20 protein-coding genes are annotated in these 19,964 nt (G+C 57.2%); 9 read left to right on the forward strand and 11 right to left on the reverse strand.

Going from position 1 to position 19,964, the window contains the following annotated elements; genetic code table 11:
• Window positions 1-22: 22 nt before the first annotated feature.
• The 5 genes from Q1B27_RS12755 to Q1B27_RS12775 all read right to left on the reverse strand — a co-directional run bounded on the left by Q1B27_RS12755 (window position 23) and on the right by Q1B27_RS12775 (window position 4,578).
• A complete protein-coding gene (locus tag Q1B27_RS12755; protein ID WP_299848114.1) occupies window positions 23-1,654 on the reverse strand; it encodes a hypothetical protein in 1,632 nt (543 codons plus the stop codon).
• Window positions 1,655-1,664: 10 nt separating this feature from the next.
• The gene (arsC, locus tag Q1B27_RS12760) at window positions 1,665-2,006 is read right to left on the reverse strand and encodes an arsenate reductase (glutaredoxin) (RefSeq protein ID WP_299848116.1); all 342 of its coding nucleotides are present in this window, start codon (window positions 2,004-2,006) and stop codon (window positions 1,665-1,667) included.
• Window positions 2,003-3,061, reverse strand: coding sequence for a quinone-dependent dihydroorotate dehydrogenase (locus Q1B27_RS12765; protein WP_299848118.1), 1,059 nt, complete (start codon window positions 3,059-3,061; stop codon window positions 2,003-2,005). The genes arsC and Q1B27_RS12765 overlap by 4 nt, the downstream gene beginning before the upstream one ends.
• On the reverse strand, window positions 3,058-3,396 hold the full coding sequence (locus Q1B27_RS12770) for a DUF952 domain-containing protein (RefSeq protein WP_299848120.1): 339 nt from the start codon (window positions 3,394-3,396) through the stop codon (window positions 3,058-3,060). Before Q1B27_RS12770 ends, Q1B27_RS12765 begins: the two co-directional genes overlap by 4 nt.
• Before the next feature lie 192 nt (window positions 3,397-3,588).
• On the reverse strand, window positions 3,589-4,578 hold the full coding sequence (locus Q1B27_RS12775; protein ID WP_299848122.1) for a TraB/GumN family protein: 990 nt from the start codon (window positions 4,576-4,578) through the stop codon (window positions 3,589-3,591).
• A 217-nt stretch (window positions 4,579-4,795) separates the two neighbouring features.
• Between Q1B27_RS12775 and Q1B27_RS12780 the strand changes: the two genes are divergently transcribed.
• Both Q1B27_RS12780 and groL read left to right on the forward strand, forming a co-directional pair.
• Entirely contained in the window at window positions 4,796-5,083 is a 288-nt protein-coding gene (locus Q1B27_RS12780) for a co-chaperone GroES (RefSeq protein WP_299848124.1), read from the forward strand.
• 39 nt (window positions 5,084-5,122) lie between these two features.
• A complete protein-coding gene (gene groL / locus Q1B27_RS12785; RefSeq protein WP_299848126.1) occupies window positions 5,123-6,763 on the forward strand; it encodes a chaperonin GroEL in 1,641 nt (546 codons plus the stop codon).
• A gap of 247 nt (window positions 6,764-7,010) precedes the next feature.
• Here the strand turns inward: groL and Q1B27_RS12790 are convergent, their stop codons facing one another.
• The 4 genes from Q1B27_RS12790 to greA all read right to left on the reverse strand — a co-directional run bounded on the left by Q1B27_RS12790 (window position 7,011) and on the right by greA (window position 10,884).
• A complete protein-coding gene (locus Q1B27_RS12790; RefSeq protein WP_299848127.1) occupies window positions 7,011-7,850 on the reverse strand; it encodes a methyltransferase domain-containing protein in 840 nt (279 codons plus the stop codon).
• 166 nt (window positions 7,851-8,016) lie between these two features.
• Window positions 8,017-8,901, reverse strand: a complete 885-nt coding sequence (locus Q1B27_RS12795) for a DMT family transporter (protein WP_299848128.1) — start codon at window positions 8,899-8,901, stop codon at window positions 8,017-8,019.
• Window positions 8,902-9,380: 479 nt separating this feature from the next.
• Complete coding sequence (locus tag Q1B27_RS12800) at window positions 9,381-10,400, reverse strand: hypothetical protein (protein WP_299848129.1); 1,020 nt, start codon at window positions 10,398-10,400, stop codon at window positions 9,381-9,383.
• 13 nt (window positions 10,401-10,413) lie between these two features.
• The gene (gene greA / locus Q1B27_RS12805; RefSeq protein WP_299848131.1) at window positions 10,414-10,884 is read right to left on the reverse strand and encodes a transcription elongation factor GreA; all 471 of its coding nucleotides are present in this window, start codon (window positions 10,882-10,884) and stop codon (window positions 10,414-10,416) included.
• 371 nt (window positions 10,885-11,255) lie between these two features.
• On the opposite strand from greA, the gene Q1B27_RS12810 reads away from it, so the two are divergent.
• The 4 genes from Q1B27_RS12810 to Q1B27_RS12825 all read left to right on the forward strand — a co-directional run bounded on the left by Q1B27_RS12810 (window position 11,256) and on the right by Q1B27_RS12825 (window position 16,482).
• Complete coding sequence (locus Q1B27_RS12810; protein ID WP_299848133.1) at window positions 11,256-12,041, forward strand: DUF2927 domain-containing protein; 786 nt, start codon at window positions 11,256-11,258, stop codon at window positions 12,039-12,041.
• A gap of 153 nt (window positions 12,042-12,194) precedes the next feature.
• Window positions 12,195-13,829 carry an electron transfer flavoprotein-ubiquinone oxidoreductase gene (locus Q1B27_RS12815; RefSeq protein ID WP_299848134.1) on the forward strand — a complete coding sequence of 545 codons (1,635 nt, stop codon included), beginning with the start codon at window positions 12,195-12,197 and terminating at the stop codon, window positions 13,827-13,829.
• A 108-nt stretch (window positions 13,830-13,937) separates the two neighbouring features.
• Window positions 13,938-15,653 (forward strand): tetratricopeptide repeat protein, encoded by a 1,716-nt coding sequence (locus Q1B27_RS12820; protein WP_299848135.1) that lies wholly within the window; start codon window positions 13,938-13,940, stop codon window positions 15,651-15,653.
• Window positions 15,640-16,482, forward strand: coding sequence for a 4-(cytidine 5'-diphospho)-2-C-methyl-D-erythritol kinase (locus tag Q1B27_RS12825; RefSeq protein WP_299848136.1), 843 nt, complete (start codon window positions 15,640-15,642; stop codon window positions 16,480-16,482). Before Q1B27_RS12820 ends, Q1B27_RS12825 begins: the two co-directional genes overlap by 14 nt.
• Here the strand turns inward: Q1B27_RS12825 and Q1B27_RS12830 are convergent.
• Window positions 16,475-17,476, reverse strand: a complete 1,002-nt coding sequence (locus Q1B27_RS12830) for a polyprenyl synthetase family protein (RefSeq protein ID WP_299848137.1) — start codon at window positions 17,474-17,476, stop codon at window positions 16,475-16,477. The two genes, Q1B27_RS12825 and Q1B27_RS12830, sit on opposite strands and share 8 nt — an antisense overlap.
• A 55-nt stretch (window positions 17,477-17,531) precedes the next feature.
• Between Q1B27_RS12830 and Q1B27_RS12835 the strand changes: the two genes are divergently transcribed.
• The 3 genes from Q1B27_RS12835 (at window position 17,532) to Q1B27_RS12845 (ending at window position 18,795) form a co-directional block, all read left to right on the forward strand.
• Window positions 17,532-17,747 carry a DUF2007 domain-containing protein gene (locus Q1B27_RS12835; protein WP_299848140.1) on the forward strand — a complete coding sequence of 72 codons (216 nt, stop codon included), beginning with the start codon at window positions 17,532-17,534 and terminating at the stop codon, window positions 17,745-17,747.
• A complete protein-coding gene (locus tag Q1B27_RS12840; RefSeq protein ID WP_299848142.1) occupies window positions 17,740-18,504 on the forward strand; it encodes a methyltransferase in 765 nt (254 codons plus the stop codon). Before Q1B27_RS12835 ends, Q1B27_RS12840 begins: the two co-directional genes overlap by 8 nt.
• A 120-nt stretch (window positions 18,505-18,624) precedes the next feature.
• The gene (locus Q1B27_RS12845; RefSeq protein WP_299848145.1) at window positions 18,625-18,795 is read left to right on the forward strand and encodes a DUF465 domain-containing protein; all 171 of its coding nucleotides are present in this window, start codon (window positions 18,625-18,627) and stop codon (window positions 18,793-18,795) included.
• Here Q1B27_RS12845 and gcvA read toward each other — a convergent pair.
• Window positions 18,792-19,742, reverse strand: a complete 951-nt coding sequence (gene gcvA, locus Q1B27_RS12850) for a transcriptional regulator GcvA (protein WP_299848147.1) — start codon at window positions 19,740-19,742, stop codon at window positions 18,792-18,794. The genes Q1B27_RS12845 and gcvA overlap by 4 nt on opposite strands.
• Window positions 19,743-19,964: the final 222 nt, after the last annotated feature.

Here is a 19,964-nt window from a genome sequence, read left to right on the forward strand (position 1 = left end):
GTGTTGGATTGCGAAAGGCGCGTCAATCACTGGTTCGAAGGGGTGAACGCTGGACGATGTAGATGACGATCAGTGGCAGGCCGACCGTGATCAGCGTGACCGCGATCAGAAGCATCCCCAATTCGCTGTAATCGGCGGCGGTTAGCACCTTGCCTGTCGTGTTGTCTTTGACTTCGCGGGTGATGATGAAAATCTGGTTGAGATACTTGGTCGAAAGCGCGCTGGCAGAAAGGGCAAGATTGGTGAATGACGCCATGACCGCAAAGAATGTGGCCTTCAGGTGCCGGGGTGCGCTGCGGGCAATCCAGGCCAGCATCGGGATCACGGCGATCTGCCCCAGCGGGGATTCGGCCGCCGTATCAATGATGGCGATGAAGCGCGCATCGACAATGCCGCCGGTGACAGTCGACGTCCAGTGATGCATGCCATAATAAAGCCCGATATTGGGTAGTGTCAGCACGCCCGCGGCAAGGGTCAGCATCACCACCAGCCAGGTGATCGACCGGTTGGACATCGTCGGGCGCAGCACCACCATGCCCACCAGTGTCAGGACCGAGACGATAAGCGACAGGACAGATAAAAACCGCTGATCAAACTCCAGAATGTCGATCTGAAACCACGTCTGGCCCGGCCCGGGCAGTGGGACTGCACGAAAGAAAAACAAGATCAATGCCGTGCCTACCAACGCCTTTGCCTGGGCCGGGCTGAGAACCGCGATAAGCTGGCGCATCAACAGCAGCACAATGGTCATGGAGCCTGCAAAGATGATCTCTTGCCCATAGGGGATATCGGTCAGGCCCACGGTGAGGGTAAGTGCCACGAAACCTGCGCCGCCGATGAAATACCAGGGGTTCGGTGTTGTCTCTTCGTCCGGACGGTTGAGCGCGTCGATGTCCTCGGGCGACATGCCCCGCCGCAACAGGACGCGCTGCCGCCGAAGCCGTTGGGCGCCCGCCAGAACAACGCCCGACACCGAAATCAGCGGGATCGCGAGCGCGATAAGGTAGATGCGTGCGTAAATCGCTGCCTTGTCGGCCTCGCTCATCCCCTCGATATCCGAGAACATGTAGATGTTGACGGCGGCAACCACGACCGTGCCGCCGATCAGGGCAAAACGGCCCAGTGTCTGCATCGTCGTGTGCAGCGTTTTTGAGACATCATCCGGAATGGGTGCACCGGTCTCGTTAACCTTGGGCACGGCCTCCACAGACATTGCGTCGGCGACGGCATCCTGGATGACCGCGCCGCATGGGGCCAGAATGAACGAGGTGATATACCAGGCACTGATCGGCATCAGCGCCTGCATCATCTGGGTCTGCGCAATCACCAGATACATGATGATGACGCTTGCTGCGATCAGGCTGGCACCCAGCCACACAAGCAGCCATTTCCATTTCCAGATGATATCAACCAGATGCCCCAGCGGCATTTTCAACGCCCAGGGCAGGCCCGCCCAGAATGCCAGCCCGGCCAGGTAGGCAGCAGAAAGATCAAGGTAATCCTTGACGAAAAAAGTGCCGACAATCGTGGTCACGGTCGACAGCCCATAGGCAAAGTAGATCATCACCGGCGGCAGGAAGGACCAGCGCAACTGCCGGGCCAGATCAAAGATGATCGCGTCGATACCGTTGGAGAGGCTTCGAAGCAGGGTCATGCGGCCCGGATCACAGGATATCCAGCACGTTTTCCGGCGGACGTCCCAGGGCGGCGCGATCCCCCTTGAAGACGATCGGGCGCTCGATCAGCTTCGGGCTTTCGACCATCGCAGCGATCAGGGTTTCGTCGTCGTCGGTCTTGCTGAGACCCAGTTCCTTGAACGCGGCCTCACCGGTGCGGATAATGTCGATGGCTTTCAGGCCCAGTGTTCCAAGGGCGGCGCGGATGTCATCGGCGCTTGGCGCATCGGTCAGATAGGTGCGGATCGTAACCTCTTCGCCGCGCTCTTCCAGCAATGCCAGCGTTTGCCGGGATTTCGAACAGCGGGGGTTGTGCCAGATGGTTGTCATAGCCAGTCCTGTTTTTTCGTGCCTGTCGCCTGCGAGATATGGGTGTATCCATCGGCGTCAAGAAGTTGGTCGAGACCTTTGGCGATCTCACCGGACAGCGACAGCCCCTGGTAAACCAGCGCCGAATATAGCTGCACCGCGCTGGCCCCGGCGCAAATCTTGGCATAGGCGTCCTTGGCGGTGCTGATACCCCCGACGCCGATCAGAGGGATATTGCCATCGGTCATGTCTGCAAGCTCGGCCAGCACGCGGGTCGATTTATCAAAAAGCGGTGCGCCGGAAAGGCCGCCGGCCTCGTCCTTGTGCGGATTGGTCAGACCCTCGCGCGAAAGGGTCGTGTTGGTGGCGATGATCGCGTCCAGCCCCGACAACAGGGCAACCTCGGCGATATCACCCAGTTCGGACTGGGTCAGGTCCGGCGCGATTTTCAGAAAGACCGGAATGGGATTCTGCAACCAGTTGCGCGCTTCGATCACGCCTTTCAGCAGGGCCGAAAGCGCCTTGGGGCCCTGAAGGTCGCGCAGTTTTTCCGTGTTGGGACTGGACACATTGACGGTGGCGAAATCCAGGTGCCGCCCGCAATGCGCCAGCACGCGGGCAAAATCTTCGGCCCGGTCCGCACTGTCCTTGTTGGCCCCCAGGTTAAGGCCGATGACGGCACCAGCCGGACGTTTTGACAAGCGCTGAAGCGCCGTCTCCATCCCGTCATTATTGAACCCGAAACGGTTGATGACGGCCTTGTCTTCGCGCAGCCGGAAAAGGCGCGGGCGTGGATTGCCGGGCTGGGGCCGTGGCGTGATTGCCCCCACTTCGATGAATCCGAATCCGGCCCTCGAGAGCGGGGCAAGCGCAGTGGCGTTCTTGTCAAACCCGGCGGCAAGACCCACGGGGTTGGGCAGGTTGAGGCCCGCAACCCGGCAGCGCAGGCGTGATGAGGTGACAGGCCCCGGCGCAGGTGTCAGGCCCGCCCGAAGCGCCCTGATTGCCAGCCCGTGCGCGGTTTCCGGATCGAACCGGTGCAACGCGGCCAGTCCCATGCGTTCGATCAGCGTCATGTCAGGCCCGGTGGAAACTGGTGCTGGCCGTTGATCAGCGGCAATGGTTGCGCCCAATGCACATCGCTCAGGCGTAAATTGCGATAAAGATGCGGGAAGAGGGCACCATCGCGGGACGGCTCCCATTTCAGCGCGTCGCCCAGCGTGTCGGCCTCGACCGCCAGCAGCATCAACCCGTCCTCACCGGCAAAGTGCTTTGCCGCCGTTTCCGGCGCCTGGGCGAGTGTCGAGAAATGCACGTACCCATCGGCCATGTCGACAGGTGCTCCGGCGGTTTCTTTCTGGTCTTTCAGGGTAGCCCATTCCGGGGCGCGGAAAATTTTGTAGATTAGCATGGGGCGGTGATGCCTTGGCTCTGAACAACGGTCAAGCGCGAAGAGGCGAGAGGGGCTGTTAAATTGAGCGCGCTGGCGCGCACGCCTGTTCTCTCGTCGTCGGCCTCCGGCCTTCTCCTCGGGCCGCGCGGGGCACCATCGGTGTTCCTGCCGAGTGGCTGGTATCGGCGGCGCGCGACGGATCAGGCGCGATCAGAGTGCGTCAAAGGGCAGACGTTTGATTGTAAAGCCTTGTTCCTCAAGCAAGCGTAAAACGCCATAATCGCCCGGCAGATGTGCCGCCCCCACGGCCAGGAACAGGTTCTTGCCGGGGGCGTCGCGGATCAGCAGGTCGATCCACTCCCGATTGCGTTTGATCAGCAATTGTTCTTCGAAAAGGGCGAAATCAGCTTCGGCCGTCGCCCCCCCGAATTTCAGCGAAACGAGGCGCGAAAACTCCCAGATCAGGGCGACTTCCTGCGCCAGATAGCGTTGTCGCAGCGTGTAGGCCAGGTCATCCGCATCCCCGGATGAGGCAAAGAGCAGCCGGATCATGTCAAGCTGCTCTTCCAGCGGGAAGCTGTCGAACAGGGTCAGAAGGGTGCGAAAATCCTCAAGCGAGCGGCTGTCATTTCCGATGCTGCTGGCGTAATCGCCGATCTGCTTGTCGATGCCATTTTCCTTGGTGGCGGCGTTGCGGGCCTCACACGGGCCGATGCCCAGCATCATCGCCGCCCAGAAGGGTTTGAACTTTGCGGCCATGAAACCGGGAATTGCCCGCGCCTGCATCTCGGCGGACAGGCGTTGCCAGTCCTCTTCGCCCAGAAGATCGGGCAGGGTGTCGCCTTCGGTGATGAACATGATCGACGGATCATCGGCCAGTTCGCGCTGCAACTGTGTCTGATCCGCGTTCGACACTTCAAGGTAAACGCTGTCGGCCTGATCGATCAGCGGGGTAAGCGCCGCCAGATGCGCGGATGTCCGGGCATGTTCAAAATGGTAGGTGCCAAAAAGCGTTATCGTGGTGTCATCCCTGACCGCCTGCCACAACAGCCCGTTGGGATAGGCCGTGGCATTGGCGCGGTCGGACAGGGCCTGTTGCTCGGTCGCGGGCAGTGCCGCGATCAAGTCGGTGCCATCGCAGCGGGCGTGGGCGGCAAGCGGTGTGAGCAGGCAAAGCAGGACGGTAAGAAATCGCGACATGGCGCAACTCTAGCCCGCTGTCTGCCATGCGCAAGTCGGAACGCTCTTACGGTTCTTTGTAAATGCTCGGAAAAAATTCACCCGAAGTTGTTGACTCCGAATAATCACATCCTTAGCTATGCGCCGTTAGCACTCGAACCGAGTGAGTGCTAACGGCCCCACCATAACCTTTGGGGAGGGGCCATAGGGAGTAACTTTGAGCTAAGGAGCCTCAGAGATGGCATTTAAACCGCTACATGATCGCGTCGTTGTACGCCGCGTTGAAAGCGAAGAGAAAACCTCCGGCGGATTGATCATCCCCGACAGCGCCAAGGAAAAGCCGAGCGAAGGCGAAGTCGTCGCTTGTGGCGAAGGCGCTCGCAAAGACAGCGGTGAGCTGATCGCGATGTCGATTTCGGCCGGTGATCGGGTTCTGTTCGGCAAATGGTCGGGCACCGAGATCACGCTGGACGGCGAAGAGCTGCTGATCATGAAAGAAAGCGACATTCTGGGCATCATCGCCTGAACACGCTGAGTGAAACACTAATTCAAAGGAAATCGAGACATGGCTGCTAAAGACGTCAAATTCGATACCGATGCCCGCAACAAGATGCTGCGCGGCGTGAACATTCTGGCCGACGCGGTCAAGGTAACGCTGGGCCCGAAAGGCCGTAACGTTGTTCTGGACAAATCCTTCGGCGCACCGCGCATCACCAAGGACGGTGTATCGGTTGCCAAGGAAATCGAACTGGAAGACAAGTTCGAAAACATGGGCGCGCAAATGGTGAAAGAAGTCGCCAGCCGCACCAATGACGAAGCCGGCGACGGCACCACAACCGCCACCGTTCTGGCCCAGGCCATCGTACGCGAAGGCATGAAAGCCGTTGCCGCGGGCATGAACCCGATGGATCTGAAGCGCGGCATCGATCTGGCGACCTCGAAAGTGGTTGCGTCGATCAAAGAAGCCGCCCGCGAAGTCAAGGACAGCGCCGAAGTTGCGCAGGTCGGCACCATCTCGGCCAACGGCGAAGCCGAAATCGGTCAGCAGATCGCAGACGCGATGCAGAAGGTTGGCAACGAGGGTGTGATCACCGTCGAGGAAAACAAAGGTCTGGAAACCGAGACCGATGTGGTCGAGGGCATGCAGTTCGACCGTGGCTACCTGAGCCCCTATTTCGTGACCAACAGCGACAAGATGATTGCAGAGCTTGAAGACTGCATGATCCTGCTGCACGAAAAGAAACTGTCGAGCCTCCAGCCTATGGTTCCGCTGCTCGAGCAGGTGATCCAGTCGCAGAAACCGCTGCTGATCATTGCTGAAGACGTTGAAGGCGAAGCGCTGGCGACCCTCGTGGTCAACAAATTGCGCGGCGGCCTGAAAATTGCTGCGGTCAAAGCACCTGGTTTCGGCGATCGCCGCAAAGCCATGCTGCAGGACATCGCCATCCTGACCGGCGGTCAGGTGATCAGCGAAGATCTCGGCATGAAGCTGGAATCGGTCACCATGGAAATGCTGGGTTCGGCCAAGAAGGTGGACATCACCAAGGACGAAACCACCATCATCGACGGTGCCGGTGAAAAAGCTGAACTGGAAGCGCGCGTCAGCCAGATCCGCACCCAGATCGAAGAAACCACCAGCGACTACGACCGTGAAAAACTGCAAGAGCGTGTTGCCAAACTGGCGGGCGGCGTTGCCGTTATCCGCGTCGGTGGCATGACCGAGGTCGAAGTGAAAGAGCGTAAGGACCGTGTTGATGACGCGCTGAACGCAACCCGTGCCGCCGTTCAAGAAGGCATCGTTGTCGGCGGTGGCGTATCGCTGGTTCAGGCCGCAAACGCCCTGGCCGGTCTCGAAGGCGCCAACAGCGACCAGAACAACGGTATCACCATCGTTCGCAAGGCACTGGAAGCACCGCTGCGTCAGATCGCTGAAAACTCCGGCGTTGACGGCTCGGTTGTGGCTGGCAAGATCCGCGAAAGCAGTGACGCCAAGTTTGGCTTTAACGCACAGACCGAAGAATATGGCGACATGTTCTCGTTCGGCGTCATCGACCCGGCCAAGGTTGTGCGTACCGCGCTGGAAGATGCAGCTTCGATCGCAGGCCTGCTGATCACCACTGAGGCGATGGTTGCCGACAAGCCTGTCAAAGATGCCCCCGCCGCTGGCGGTATGCCCGACATGGGCGGCATGGGCGGCATGATGTAAGCCAGCGCCTTTGTGCAAACGGATCGGGGCTGCCTTCGGGCGGCCCCTTTTCGTTGGCGGCGGTGCAATGCAAGTTTAATTCCAGAACGGCTTGGTTGAACCCATTATGGCGAATGCCGCGGCTCTTTCCTATTCCGGGTTTCCGTCTCCTCACCATTGCCGGGTGATCACGATATGCTGGACACCCACTCTTATTGAACCTCTCTGAACCGGCCCCTTGGTTCGGATTTCAGACAACCCCAAAACCTCAATGCGGCACGAAACCTTCGGCACAACAGGCCGAGTACCACAAGGCAGACGAGGGATGCGCCTTCCATTGCCGAAGCCCGTCCATACCCGCGTGGAACGACTTTTCGTCCAGAAGCTCGCCAGACAATATCGCCTCTTTGGCGCCTTCAAGCGCGCCAATCAAATTGTCAGCAATCGCCTGAAATCCTTCATTTCCGGCACACCCCCCAAAGAACACGCAACTGTTGCGTATAGAGGTCAGCCCGCCATCTTGCAGCAACGAAACAAGGCGTCGCCCAACATAGGGGTCATTGCCAAGCATTTCATATGAACGCACATACGCCCGCCAAAGGGTCTGGAACCCCTGGGGTTCGGGCCACGGGCGAAAGTCGCCATGATCATCATCAGTGACAAAGACGCGCCCGCCAGGGCGAACCGAACGAACCATCTGTTCAATGACCAATGCCGGGCGGGGAACATGCTCCAGAAGAAAACGCGTATGCGCCAGGTCGAACGTTCCCCATTCTGCCGCACTCAACGGCGGCTCCAGCGCATCACCTTGGCGAAACTCCACAAACGCTGCCTCGCCTGAACTGTCGGCGAGCCGCTTTGCCTGTGATAGCTGATCTTGATCGCGTTCAACGCCGACGACCTGTCCCTTGCCGCCCACCGTCCGCGCCATGAGACGCGTAAACTGGCCAAGCCCGCTGCCAAAATCCAGGACCTTCTCGCCTGGTCTGAGGTTGAGCTCTTTCAGGCAGGCCACATTCAGGATGTCGTTCAGTAAGGACAACCGGTGCTGTTCTTCCGGCGAACTGCCATGAATATATTCAGACGATTCCGACATATCATTATCCATAGGTTTCGTTCTCCTGCACGATCAACGGTATAGAAAGCCCGGCAATCTAGTCCAAACGCCAAGCACAATCGATTCACGACCGAATGTCCATGATTGTGTCTGCGACGAAAAACAGGTGTCCCTGGCGCAACGATCATGCTGGCTCGCAGGGGCCCGAAACAGTCATTCAGCGGCGCACAGGATTTGCCCGGCGGTAATCTCCGACGGCATGCCAGAGAACGGCGCATAAAACCAAAAGGCCGCCCGCGAAGCTCGCCATCGGCGGAACTTCTGCCAGAAACATCCAGGCCATCAGGATTGCCAGCGGCACCTCTGCCGCGCCCAGAAGGCCGGATTCAGCAGCGGTGATGCATCTGGTCCCCTCGGTCCACAAAATAACAGCGATGGCGAAGGACAGGCCGAAAACCGTTAACAGCACGCCATCCTGCAGGCTTACGGCAAGAGGATCAGTCAAAAACCATCCAATGACGAACAGTTGGAAGGCAGACGCCGCCCCTGCCAGAACAACCGGTGTTTGGCTGAACACCCTGATAAGAACCATATAGAGCGCATTGCCAAGCATCATCAGCACAGCCACGAAATCACCAAGAAGGTTGATCGAACCAGCCCCTGCGCCGACGATGACAAGCACGCCCACGACTGAAATCATCGCCGCAATCATTGTCGGGCGTCGCACCTTCTGGCGCAGCATTACCCATTCAAGAAGCGCCGCCGCAAATGGCACGGTGGCATAGATGATCGCGACATTCGCGACATAGGTCATCTTGAAGGCGGCGATGAAGGCCAGGCTGGCAAGGCTTCCGACACTGGCCAGCAACCACCCGCGCCATCCAAGGCGAATCCCAGCTGGGCTGGGGTCGGTGCGGTTACGCCAAAGAACATAGGTTACAATGCACACCGCACCAAGCAGCCCGCGCCAGCAGGCAATTGTCCAGGTGTCGCTTTCGATCGCCTTGGTCAGCACACCCGAAAGACTGAACGCCACGGTGGAGGCAAGCACCAAACCAATGCCAAGTAGCTGGCGTGTTCCATCGGTTTCCTGAGTTGGCATGGTTGCTCGCAAATTGCTGAGGATTTGCTTCTTACCATGTCTCTGCTGACAGCAGTATGTCAGTAGAAAACCAGAGGGTTGGGTTCACCTGATCGGGATGCGGCTATTGTTGCAGGCGCGATTGGCAATCGTGACCGTTCCCCAGTCAGCCCGGACGGTCAGGGATAACAGATCGTCAAACCTGCGCCCGCAGGCTGACCCATCATATGTGCAGCACCCCTCGGAAAGCGATTCGCGATATCCGTCATCCAAAGTTGGATAAACCTGCCTTTGGCAGGCTCCGGGGCGTGCGCCCTGTTAACGGCGCCGTTTTCGGTGTCTGACACCGACGTAATACCGACAAAATACCGACGTTATACCGATAGTGGAATTGCCTTGTTAACCAGGGGTCGGCGGGCGATTCGGGTGCTGCGCGGCTCCGGACGCGGTTGTGCCTTGTAATCAATCCTTAACCAGGCAGGCCACAACGCTATCGTGTTTTAGTTAAACGTCCCGGCCACGCGACCCAGCAACATGAAGGCGCGCGCGGTGCGGGTGTCGGACAGCTCGGATATTTCCGCGTCCGAAGCTGTCTCGGCAAACTGTGTGAACATCCGATCAAAGAGACGCAGGAAGTGATGTGCCGCATCGCGGAAAATCGTGTCGCTGCGCATCCGGGTTGCGGCCAGGGCCAGCGACGACCGGTCCCGTACACCTCCCAGTGATGCAATTGTGCGCCCGCGTTCACCGGCGCCAAAGCGCCGCCAGATCTCGGGGCGGGCCATGTCCGGCCGCAGATCATCCATATAGATGCCATCCTGCGACAGCAGTGTCAGAACGTCCTGAGCCGCCTGGATCAGTTGGGCCGTCGTCCGGTCTTTCAACGCGCGCCGAAGCGCTGCAAACCCGGCCTTGTCGCCCGCGTTCTCCGGAAAGTTGAGCGCCCGGATAAAGTCGGATTTTTCAGGCGGGGGCTGCAGATCCTCGGCGGACGTGCCAAGCGGAAGGGCGACCTGATCGTCATGTGTGGCCTCGACCTCGGTCGGGGGCGGGGCTGGTTGGACGGGCGCTGCCTGACGGGTAGATGAAAACGTCGCCAGGGCATTTTCTGTCTTGCGCTGGGCGGCTGCAATCTCATCCAGTTTTTTGGCGACAGATGGCTCTGATGTGGTGTTCCGTCCCTGGCTTTGCGCCACGTAGGTTTGACGGATCGCGTCGATAGCCGTTTGTAATCGCTGACTTTCTTCCCGCATGACCTTGCTGGCGCGTGCCGCTGTGGCCGCTACCCAGATCATCGCCACCGGCATGAAAATTGCCAGCAGGATCATGACAAATTGCAGCGCCCCGCCCGATCCGTTAAACACGCCGCTTGGCGCAAGCACCAGAAAAAACACCGCTGTGCCAAGCAGCCACAGCAGCGATAGCGCAATCGCGATCACCTCGATACCGGTGATCGTCTCCTTGCGGGCCTTGTCATAAATCCCCAGCGGGGTCGGATGCGAATCCGGTTGGTTCGACATGTCAGTTTGCCTGTCAGATATAGGCGATCTTTAACACTTCGTAGGACCGCTCGCCACCAGGAGTGCGCACTTCGACACTATCGCCCTCATCTTTGCCGATCAGCGCGCGCGCAATGGGCGATTTGATGTTCAGAAGGCCGTTTTCAATGCTGGCTTCATGCTCGCCCACGATCTGCCAGGTCTTTTCCTCGTCGGTGTCTTCGTCCACGAGGGTGACGGTGGCTCCGAATTTGATCGTGCCTGATAGTTTGGCAGGGTCGATCACCTCTGCCAGGCCGATCACGCCTTCCAGCTCTTTCACACGACCTTCGATGAAGGACTGTTTTTCCTTGGCCGAATGGTATTCAGCATTTTCAGAAAGATCGCCATGCTCACGCGCCTCCGAGATGGCACGAATGATGGCCGGGCGTTCCACCGACTTCAGCTGTTTCAGCTCAGCTTCAAGCGCGGCAAACCCCGCGTGTGTCATAGGGATCTTTTCCATATCAATCGTCCACTGTCATATGCGGGGGTCGCGGCATGACCCCATTTTTCCAATTCATCACGCAAGATTGCCCCGACCGAGGCAGCGGATGCAATAGATGATGACATAAGGCAACGCAATCATATGCGCCTGCTTGAAAACTTGCCGTTTTTCGCCGGTCGCAGCGGCGCGTCTATCCTGACCCCCCAAAGTGTCTCTCGATCACCATCGCCAGAACATCTTCGGGAACTTCCGAACGCAGTAGTTAAAACTTGGTAAATTTTACGTAACGTCCGAATCACAAAAAGTTCCACAAATATTGGCAAGTGTGATTTGACTTGAGCGCAATTTATGGCATGTTTTTGCCTATACAGGTATCGTAGGGGTTGCAAATGCGTAAAGTCATTAATGTCTTAACAGCAGTGGCCGTGGGTTTGGCTTCATGGGGCGTAGGCAGCGTTGCCGCTGACGATCTGGAAGATGCTCGGGTTATCGTCACGGCCAAGTCGAACACGGTCAAGAAATGGCACTATCCGCCACGCTTTGTTGTCGTGCATGACCAACCTGTCGATCAACCGGCATTTGCAGAGGTGACCGATTTCATCGCCGCCGCAACCGGGCTGCCGATTGAGCAGCCGACCTTCGTCAATTTGACCGACGCTACCTTTGATCCGCGGTTTTACACGGCCTCGCGCTACAGCCCACGCAAAACTGAGTCCGGGCAGATGACGTCGGATTTGCTCATCGCGCAGAAGGAAGACCTCCAGCTTTCGGCCAACATCTTCGTCTTCATGGTTTCGCCGCCTCTCGCTTCGCATTTCATCGCGTTGACAGCTTATGGCCGCTATACGGGTAACCTTACGCGTAGCTACGTTCAGGGCAGTGGGCCGTGCTATTTCAAGGTGTTGTCTAATGGTGAGAGCATCCATTTCGGCACGATTCTGATTGCGCCAACCATCGACCCCCAGATGCAAAAAGCGTGCATTTACGAAGAGATGGTGCAGGCGATGGGTTTGATGAATGACGCGCAGGATTCTCCCTTTTTCACATTTGATAACCTGGCCGAAGAAAAGCCCCGCGATTACGATCAGAGGCTTCTGGAAGCGCTTTATGATCCGCGGATTCGGAATGGGGACGAGGTCGACCAGGTACTGAACATCTACGCAAGCCTGCGTTAGTGTTTGGCCGCTCTTGCGTGAATACCGTCAAATCCAGCGTAAATTACGTAATTTCCCTGCGATAGAGTGCTTTAACGCCCCGTCGCGATTGCATTAACCCAATCTCTAGTTTAGCCAATCTCAAACGTTTTTTGCCCGAGAGGAGCGTGCAGAATGGCCGAGATTGAACGCGAAACGATGGAATACGATGTTGTGATTGTGGGCGCAGGCCCTGCCGGTCTCAGTGCCGCAATCCGCCTGAAGCAGCTTGATCCCGAACGCGAGGTCGTTGTGTTGGAAAAGGGCAGTGAGGTTGGGGCGCATATCCTGTCGGGTGCTGTGCTTGATCCCTGCGGTCTTGACGCGCTGATCCCTGATTGGAAAGAAAAAGGTGCGCCGCTGAATACGCCCGTGAAGGACGATAATTTCTTCATGCTTGGCGAAGCGGGCAAAATCCGGATTCCGAACTTCCCGATGCCGCCACTGATGAACAATCACGGCAATTACATCGTTTCGATGGGCAATGTCTGCCGCTGGATGGCAGAGCAGGCCGAGGAGCTGGGAGTAGAGATTTTCCCCGGCATGGCATGTTCGGAAATTGTCTATGACGATGATGGCAGTGTTAAAGGCGTGGTCGCGGGTGAATTCGGTAAAGAAGCCGATGGTACACATGGTCCGAACTATGAACCGGGCATGGAACTGCACGGCAAATATGTATTTCTCAGCGAAGGTGTGCGCGGCAGTCTGGCCAAGGAAGTGATCGCCAAATACGAGCTGTCACATGGCAAAGAACCGCAGAAATTCGGTCTTGGTATGAAAGAGATCTGGGAGATTGACCCCGCCAAGCACAAGGAAGGTTCGGTCACGCACACGATGGGCTGGCCCCTGGGGTCTAACGCGGGCGGTGGATCATTTATCTATCACCTTGAGAACAATCAGGTTTATGTGGGTTTCGTGGTACATCTGAATTATCGCAATCCGCACCTTTTCCCGTACATGGAGTTTCAACGCTTCAAGCATCATCCAATGGTGGCTGAGTTGCTGAAGGGCGGTAAGCGGGTCGCTTACGGTGCGCGCGCGATTTCCGAAGGTGGTTTCCAGTCGATGCCCAAGATGGTGGCGCCGGGTGTTGCGCTGCTTGGCTGTTCGGTGGGCATGGTCAACGTGCCGCGGATCAAAGGCAATCACAACGCGATGCTGTCGGGTATGGCGGCCGCCGAGGCGGCTCATGCCGCGATCTCAGGTGGTCGTGCAAGCGATGAACTGAACGATTACGAAACCGAAGTGCGCACGGGCCAGATCGGCAAAGATCTTAAGAAGGTGCGCAATGTAAAACCGCTCTGGTCGAAATACGGCCTTCTGGCCAGCCTTACCCTGGGCGGCGTCGACATGTGGACCAACACCCTGGGCTTTTCACTGTTTGGTACGCTCAAACATGGCAAGACCGATGCCGCAGCGACCGAACAGGCCAGCACGCACAAGCCGATCGACTATCCCAAACCCGATGGCAAGCTGAGCTTTGACCGCCTGACCAATGTCAGCTTTTCGATGACCAATCACGAGGAAAGCCAGCCAGCCCATTTGCAGTTGAAGGATCCAAATGTGCCGATGTCGATCAACATGCCGAAATACGCCGAACCCGCGCAGCGCTATTGCCCGGCCGGTGTGTACGAGGTCGTTGATGACAAATTCGTCATCAATTTCCAGAACTGTGTGCATTGCAAAACCTGTGACATCAAAGATCCAAGTCAGAACATCAACTGGGTCACGCCACAGGGCGGTGACGGGCCGAATTATCCCAACATGTAAAAGGCGCGTGAATTCTTGCTTGTGGGGCGGCAAATGGGCCGTCCCGCATTGCTTTGAGAGCGCTATCAGACTAGTTTGCCTCTTGAGCAATCCCAAAGGCAGGCACACGTGAAACTCAAATCCCTTTCCATTGCTGTTCTGGTTGCTGCTTTGCAGTTGCCGACAGGACCAGTATATGCAGGTGAGGCCGTAGGGGCCTACCTGGCAGCGCGTCAGGCACGGTATCAGAATGATTTCACCGCCGCCGCTGAACATTTCACGCGCGCGCTCGCCAAAGACCCATCAAACCCGGCGCTGATGGAGAATACCGTTGCGGCGTATGTAGGTCTTGGGCAAATCGACAAGGCATTGCCCGTCGCGCAACGTATCGAAGATGCCGATTTGCTGAGCCAGGTCGCCCATATGGTGTTGATCGCCGATGAAGGGCGCCGCGAGGCTTTTGACGAATTGCTGGATCGCATTGAAAGAAATCGCGGTGTCGGAGAGCTTGCCGATGGGCTGATTTCGGCCTGGGCCCATATGGGCAAGGGCGATATGAAAACAGCCCTCGAATTGTTCGACAAGGTTTCCAAACAACGCGGGCTGCATAGTTTCGCGATTTACCACAAAGCGTTGGCCCTCGCCTCGGTCGGGGATTTTGAAAGTGCCGAAAAGATTTTCGCGGGCGACGCAGAGGGCCCGATGCAGCGCACCAGGCGCGGCACGATGGCCTGGGCACAGGTGTTGAGCCAACTTGAACGCAATGGCGAGGCCGTGGCCGTTATCGACGATTTGTTCGGGGCGGATTTAGATCCTGAAATTGCCGAGTTGCGCGGTAAATTGGCTGCGGGGGAACGACTTCCTTTCAGCATCATCACCGGTGCACGTGATGGCGTGTCCGAGGTTTTTCATTCGCTGGGTCGGGCCTTACAGGTCGACGCAGGGCAGGATTATGTGCTGCTTTACGCCCGTGTGGCCGAATACCTGACACCCGATAATGTCGACGCGATCATCATGTCTGCCGAACTTCTGGAAAACCTGGAGCGGCATGAATTGGCAACGGTCGCCTACCGACGTGTGCCGCGCGATCATCCGTCCTATTATATTGCTGAACTCGGCCGGGCCGAAGCTTTGCGTCGGTCTGAAAAGACCGATGCAGCGGTCGAAGTGCTGGAACAGCTTGCGAAATCACATGGTGACGTGCCTGTCGTGCACGTATCAGCAGGGGACCTCTATCGTCAGTTGGAACAATTCGACAAAGCAGTAGTGGCCTATGACAAGGCACTGAAGCTTTATGTTGAACGCGACAATGACCAGTGGTTCGTGCATTATGCACGCGGCATCGCCCATGAACGTCTTGACCAGTGGGATCAGGCCGAGGCCGATTTTCGCAAGGCGCTTGAGCTGAACCCCGAGCATCCGCAGGTATTGAACTATCTGGGCTATTCGATGGTTGAGAAACGCATCAATCTGGACGAGGCATTGGATATGATCGAACGCGCTGTAGCGGCACGTCCTGACAGCGGATATATCCTTGATAGCCTTGGATGGGTTCTCTACCGCCTGGGTCGCTATGATGAGGCCGTCGGCCATATGGAACGCGCCGCCGAGCTTGAGCCGGTGGACCCGACAGTCAACGACCACCTGGGGGATGTGCTTTGGGCCGTGGGCCGTTTCAAGGAAGCACAATTTCAGTGGCATCGCGCGTTGTCCTTTATTGATGGTGGTGCAACCAACACCGATGTCGACCCAGACCGGATTCGCCGCAAGCTGGAAGTCGGGCTGGATCAGGTGCTTGAGGAAGAGGGCGGCGATCCTCTGAAGGTGGTCGATGACGGTGGCTAAGGAATTTGCACCGGCAAAGGTCAACCTGACGTTGCACGTTACCGGGCAGCGCGAAGATGGTTATCATCTGTTGGATTCGCTGGTGATGTTTGCCGATGTGGGCGACCGGATCACTGTCAGGCCCTCGGATACGCCGATCATGATCATCAAGGGGCCGATGGCTGATGGGCTGCCGCGTGACCGTACCAATATGGTAGCGCGCGCAGCGGATGCGATGGGCGTGTCCGCGCATATCCAACTGGAAAAAAACCTGCCACATGCTGCCGGTATCGGCGGCGGGTCCAGCGATGCGGCGGCCACGTTTCGCGCATTGTCGGAAATCAGCGGTAAACCGATCCCTGATGATCTTTTAGCGTTTGGCGCAGATGTGCCAGTATGTATGCATGGTCAGGCCGCGCGCATGCAGGGTATCGGCAATGACATTCATTCCCTGCCCGATCTTCCGGCGCTTCATGCTGTTCTGGTCAATCCGAAACTGCCGGTTCTGACTGCCGAAGTATTCAAGTGCCTGCGCAAACACGACAATGCCGCAATGCCGGACGATTTGCCCGTAGGGGCCTCGGCGCGCGAGCTGATCAACTGGCTCAGCGAAATGCGCAATGACCTGCAGGATGCCGCGATCGAGGCTGAACCCATTATCGCGCATGTTTTCAACACCTTGGCAGTGACGCCGGGATGTCTGCTGACCAGAATGTCAGGCTCGGGCGGGACATGTTTTGGGCTCTATGGTGACGCGGAGACCGCTGCCTCAGCTGCGGGTCGGCTGAATCAGGATTATCCGGGATGGTGGGTCGCTGCGACCAAACTGAACGCTGCTCGGACTAACTGACTCTCGCCACCACGTAATCCGCCAGATCAAGCAACATCTGACGCACTGAATGATCGGGTAATTGCCTGAGCGATGTCTTCGCCTTGTTCGCCCAGCCAAGCGCATCTTCGCGAGTCCGATCAAGCGCGTTGTGCCGATCTAACAGTGCGAACGCCTGATCCAAATCACCGTCGCGCTGATCGCCCTTTTCAATGGTCCGTGTCCAAAAGGCGCGTTCTTCGTCATCAGCGCGGGCAACTGCTTTGATCACAGGTAAGGTCAGCTTGCGTTCACGGAAATCGTCACCCACGTTTTTACCGGTTGTGGCGCTTTCCCCTTGATAATCCAGCAGATCGTCGACGATCTGAAAGGCAATCCCAAGCGCATCGCCATAGTCGAACAATGCCTTGATCTGATCCTCGGCCGCACCAGAAATAACACCACCCACCTCTGTTGCTGCGGAAAATAGCGCCGCGGTCTTGCCGCGTACGATTTGCAGATAGATATCTTCGGTCGTGGCCAGATCACGCGCAGCAGTGAGCTGCAGCACTTCGCCCTCGGCAATGGTGGCGGACGCGTTGGCTAGGATGTCCAATACCCGTAATGACCCGGTTTCAACCATCAATTGGAATGCGCGCGAAAACAGGTAATCACCTACCAATACGCTTGATTTGTTATCCCAAAGCAGGTTTGCGGTGGGGCGGCCACGCCGTTGCCCGCTTTCATCTACCACGTCGTCGTGCAGCAAGGTTGCCGTGTGGATAAATTCGACGGTGGCAGCAAGATGGATGTCGAATTCACCGCCATAACCACACATATCGGCCGCCGCCAATGTCAGCATAGGTCGTAGGCGTTTACCGCCTGCCTCAACCAGATGTGCTGTCACTTCGGGGATGCGTGGGGCATGGCGCGATTCCATTCGCGCGCGGATCAGTGTGTTGACCCGATCCAGTTTGCCTGTCAGGTGCGCTGCCAGTTTTTCATGCGGCTTTGTCGCGGCGTGGTCCAAACTCATCACACTCCTGTCACACCGCTCGACAAACAGATCACGGTGCCCTTATGTCATCCCCATGAAACAGCTTTTGCGCACAACCGACCCCACCTCGATTGCCTTTGCTCAGGCCCTGCTTCAGGGCGAGGGTATAGACTGCTTTGAAATGGACGTAAATATGAGTGTTCTCGAAGGTTCGATCGGCATTTTTCCGCGCCGTCTGATGGTACGTGAGGTCGATTATGATCGTGCCGCACGGACGCTTACGGATAACGGAATCGGCGTGGATGGCTGAAACTTGGCAGGAACATGAGCTTAGCGCAGATGACTTTCTGGGCGGTCGCTTGCGGATTTGCCAGCCAAAACATGGGTATCGCGCAGGAATTGATCCTGTTTTATTAGCTGCCAGTGTCCCCGCGCGTCGGGGCGACACGGTGCTGGAACTTGGGTGTGGTGCAGGTACAGCAATGCTGTGTCTAGGGCGTCGGGTGCCGGATCTCGAACTGACGGGTGTCGAGCTTCAGCCCGCCTATGCGGAACTGGCGCGGCGGAACGCGTCAGATAACGATTTGAAGGCCGAGATCATCACCGCCGACTTGGCTGAATTACCTGCGAGCATCACGCAACGTCAATACACACATGTTATCGCTAACCCACCTTATTTCGATCGACGCGTCAGCACGCCTGCCCAGAATGCCGGGCGGGAGGTCGCCTTGGGCGAAGACCTGTCGCTTGCCAGCTGGGTTGCAGTGGCTGTCAAACGTATTGCACCCAAGGGATACATGAGCTTCATTCATCGAGCAGAGCGGTTGCCCGATTTGTTGGCCGCCAGCGGCGCGCATTTGGGAAGCCTGACGGTGCTGCCGTTGATTCCCCGGCAGGGCCGCGCCGCGCGTCTGATCCTTTTGCGTGGGCGCAAGGGTGGACGTGCTGATTTCAAGTTGCATCAGGGGTGGATTTTACACGAAGGATCTGCCCATCCAGGTGATCGCGAAAACTACACAAATGCAACAGCTTGCGTGTTGCGGGACGGGGCCGCCTTGGAATTCTGAGGTTGTAAAATTCAACTTTAAGTAGATTTTTGCCAAATATGCTGCGCGTGCAGCGTGACACCTGAACGAATTTGTGGTGGACTGCTTTGGCTAGGCAATATTTCAGAGAGGAGAACGCCCATGAGCTTGAGTTCGCATGTTGAGGAACTGAAGAAGAAACACCTAACTCTCTCGAACCAAGTTGAAGAAGCGCAACGCGCACCAGGCTCCAGTGATCTGGAAATCGCTGAACTCAAGAAGCAGAAACTACGGCTGAAAGAGGAAATTACAAGACTGTCCGTCAACGCTTAAGCTGACGAGACATCACGCAGGTCAATCAGATCGTGATCGTGGGCCAGTTCCGCGACATATGTGGTTTGTTCGATCAGCCAGTCGCGAAAGGCGACAATCTGGGGCCGATTTTCGGCTCCTTTTTCACAGATAATTCTGTAATCCGCGATGGTTTTGAGCGCCACTTTATATGGTGCGACGAGTCGGCCTTCTTTCAGCGCGCGTGCGGCCAACGCACCGCGCCCGAGGATGACACCTGCACCTGACATCGCCGCATCAATTGCATGATCAGCCTGTGAATATCGTTGGCCGGTCCAATCGCGCGGCGATAGGCCAGCGGCCCGAAACCATGCGGGCCAATCGCAGGGTGGATCAAGGAACCTGATATCGTCCTGATGAATCAATTGTGCCCCGGCCATATCGCTGGCTTTTGGAAACTTTTCGGCTAGCTCAGGTGACATCATCGGCGTTACCCAATCGTCCAGAAACTTTTCGGCGTGAAGGTCGGCATTGTCAGGGCCGTAGCCGAAACGGATGGCGATATCGACCTCGGAATGGGTCAGGTCTACCAAAGACAGGCTGGCGCTGAACCGCAGTTCGATGTCAGGATGCGCGCGCGCGAAACTATAAAGCCTTGGTGCCAGCCAAATGGCGGTGAAGGATGGGCCAGTTGTGATGGTTAGCGACGCATGATCGGTGACCCGACGCGCCGTGCACCACGCGGTCACCAGTGTTTCAAACCCGTCGCGGGCCCCCGGCGCCAAGGCCCGGCCTGCTTCGGTCAGTTCAACAGCGCGGTTATGACGAATGAACAATAGTCCGCCAAAATGTTCCTCAAGTGATTTAATTTGGAAACTAAGCGCCGCAGGAGTGACATTAAGCTCAGCCGCGGCTTGCTGAAAAGACATGTGCCTTGCAGCGGCGTCAAAGGCGCGCAGCGCAGTAAGTGGGGGCAGTCGATCATTCATTTCAGATTAGTATCATTTAACTGAGTGCGAAGAAAGTCTCGTTTGTAGTCCTTAAATGCAGGCTTATTATGGATTTCAGTCAAGTAATACTGATATTCTGGAGGCTCCACCATGATCGAAGCACCGACAACCGCCCGTACCCGCGATGCAATCCGCGCAGCCCATCAGGCACGCAGTGATGCTTTAAAAGAAATCTGGCGTTGGTTCAGAAAACCCCATTTT

It is taken from the genome of uncultured Roseovarius sp. (assembly GCF_947489715.1).
Lineage (GTDB): Bacteria > Pseudomonadota > Alphaproteobacteria > Rhodobacterales > Rhodobacteraceae > Roseovarius.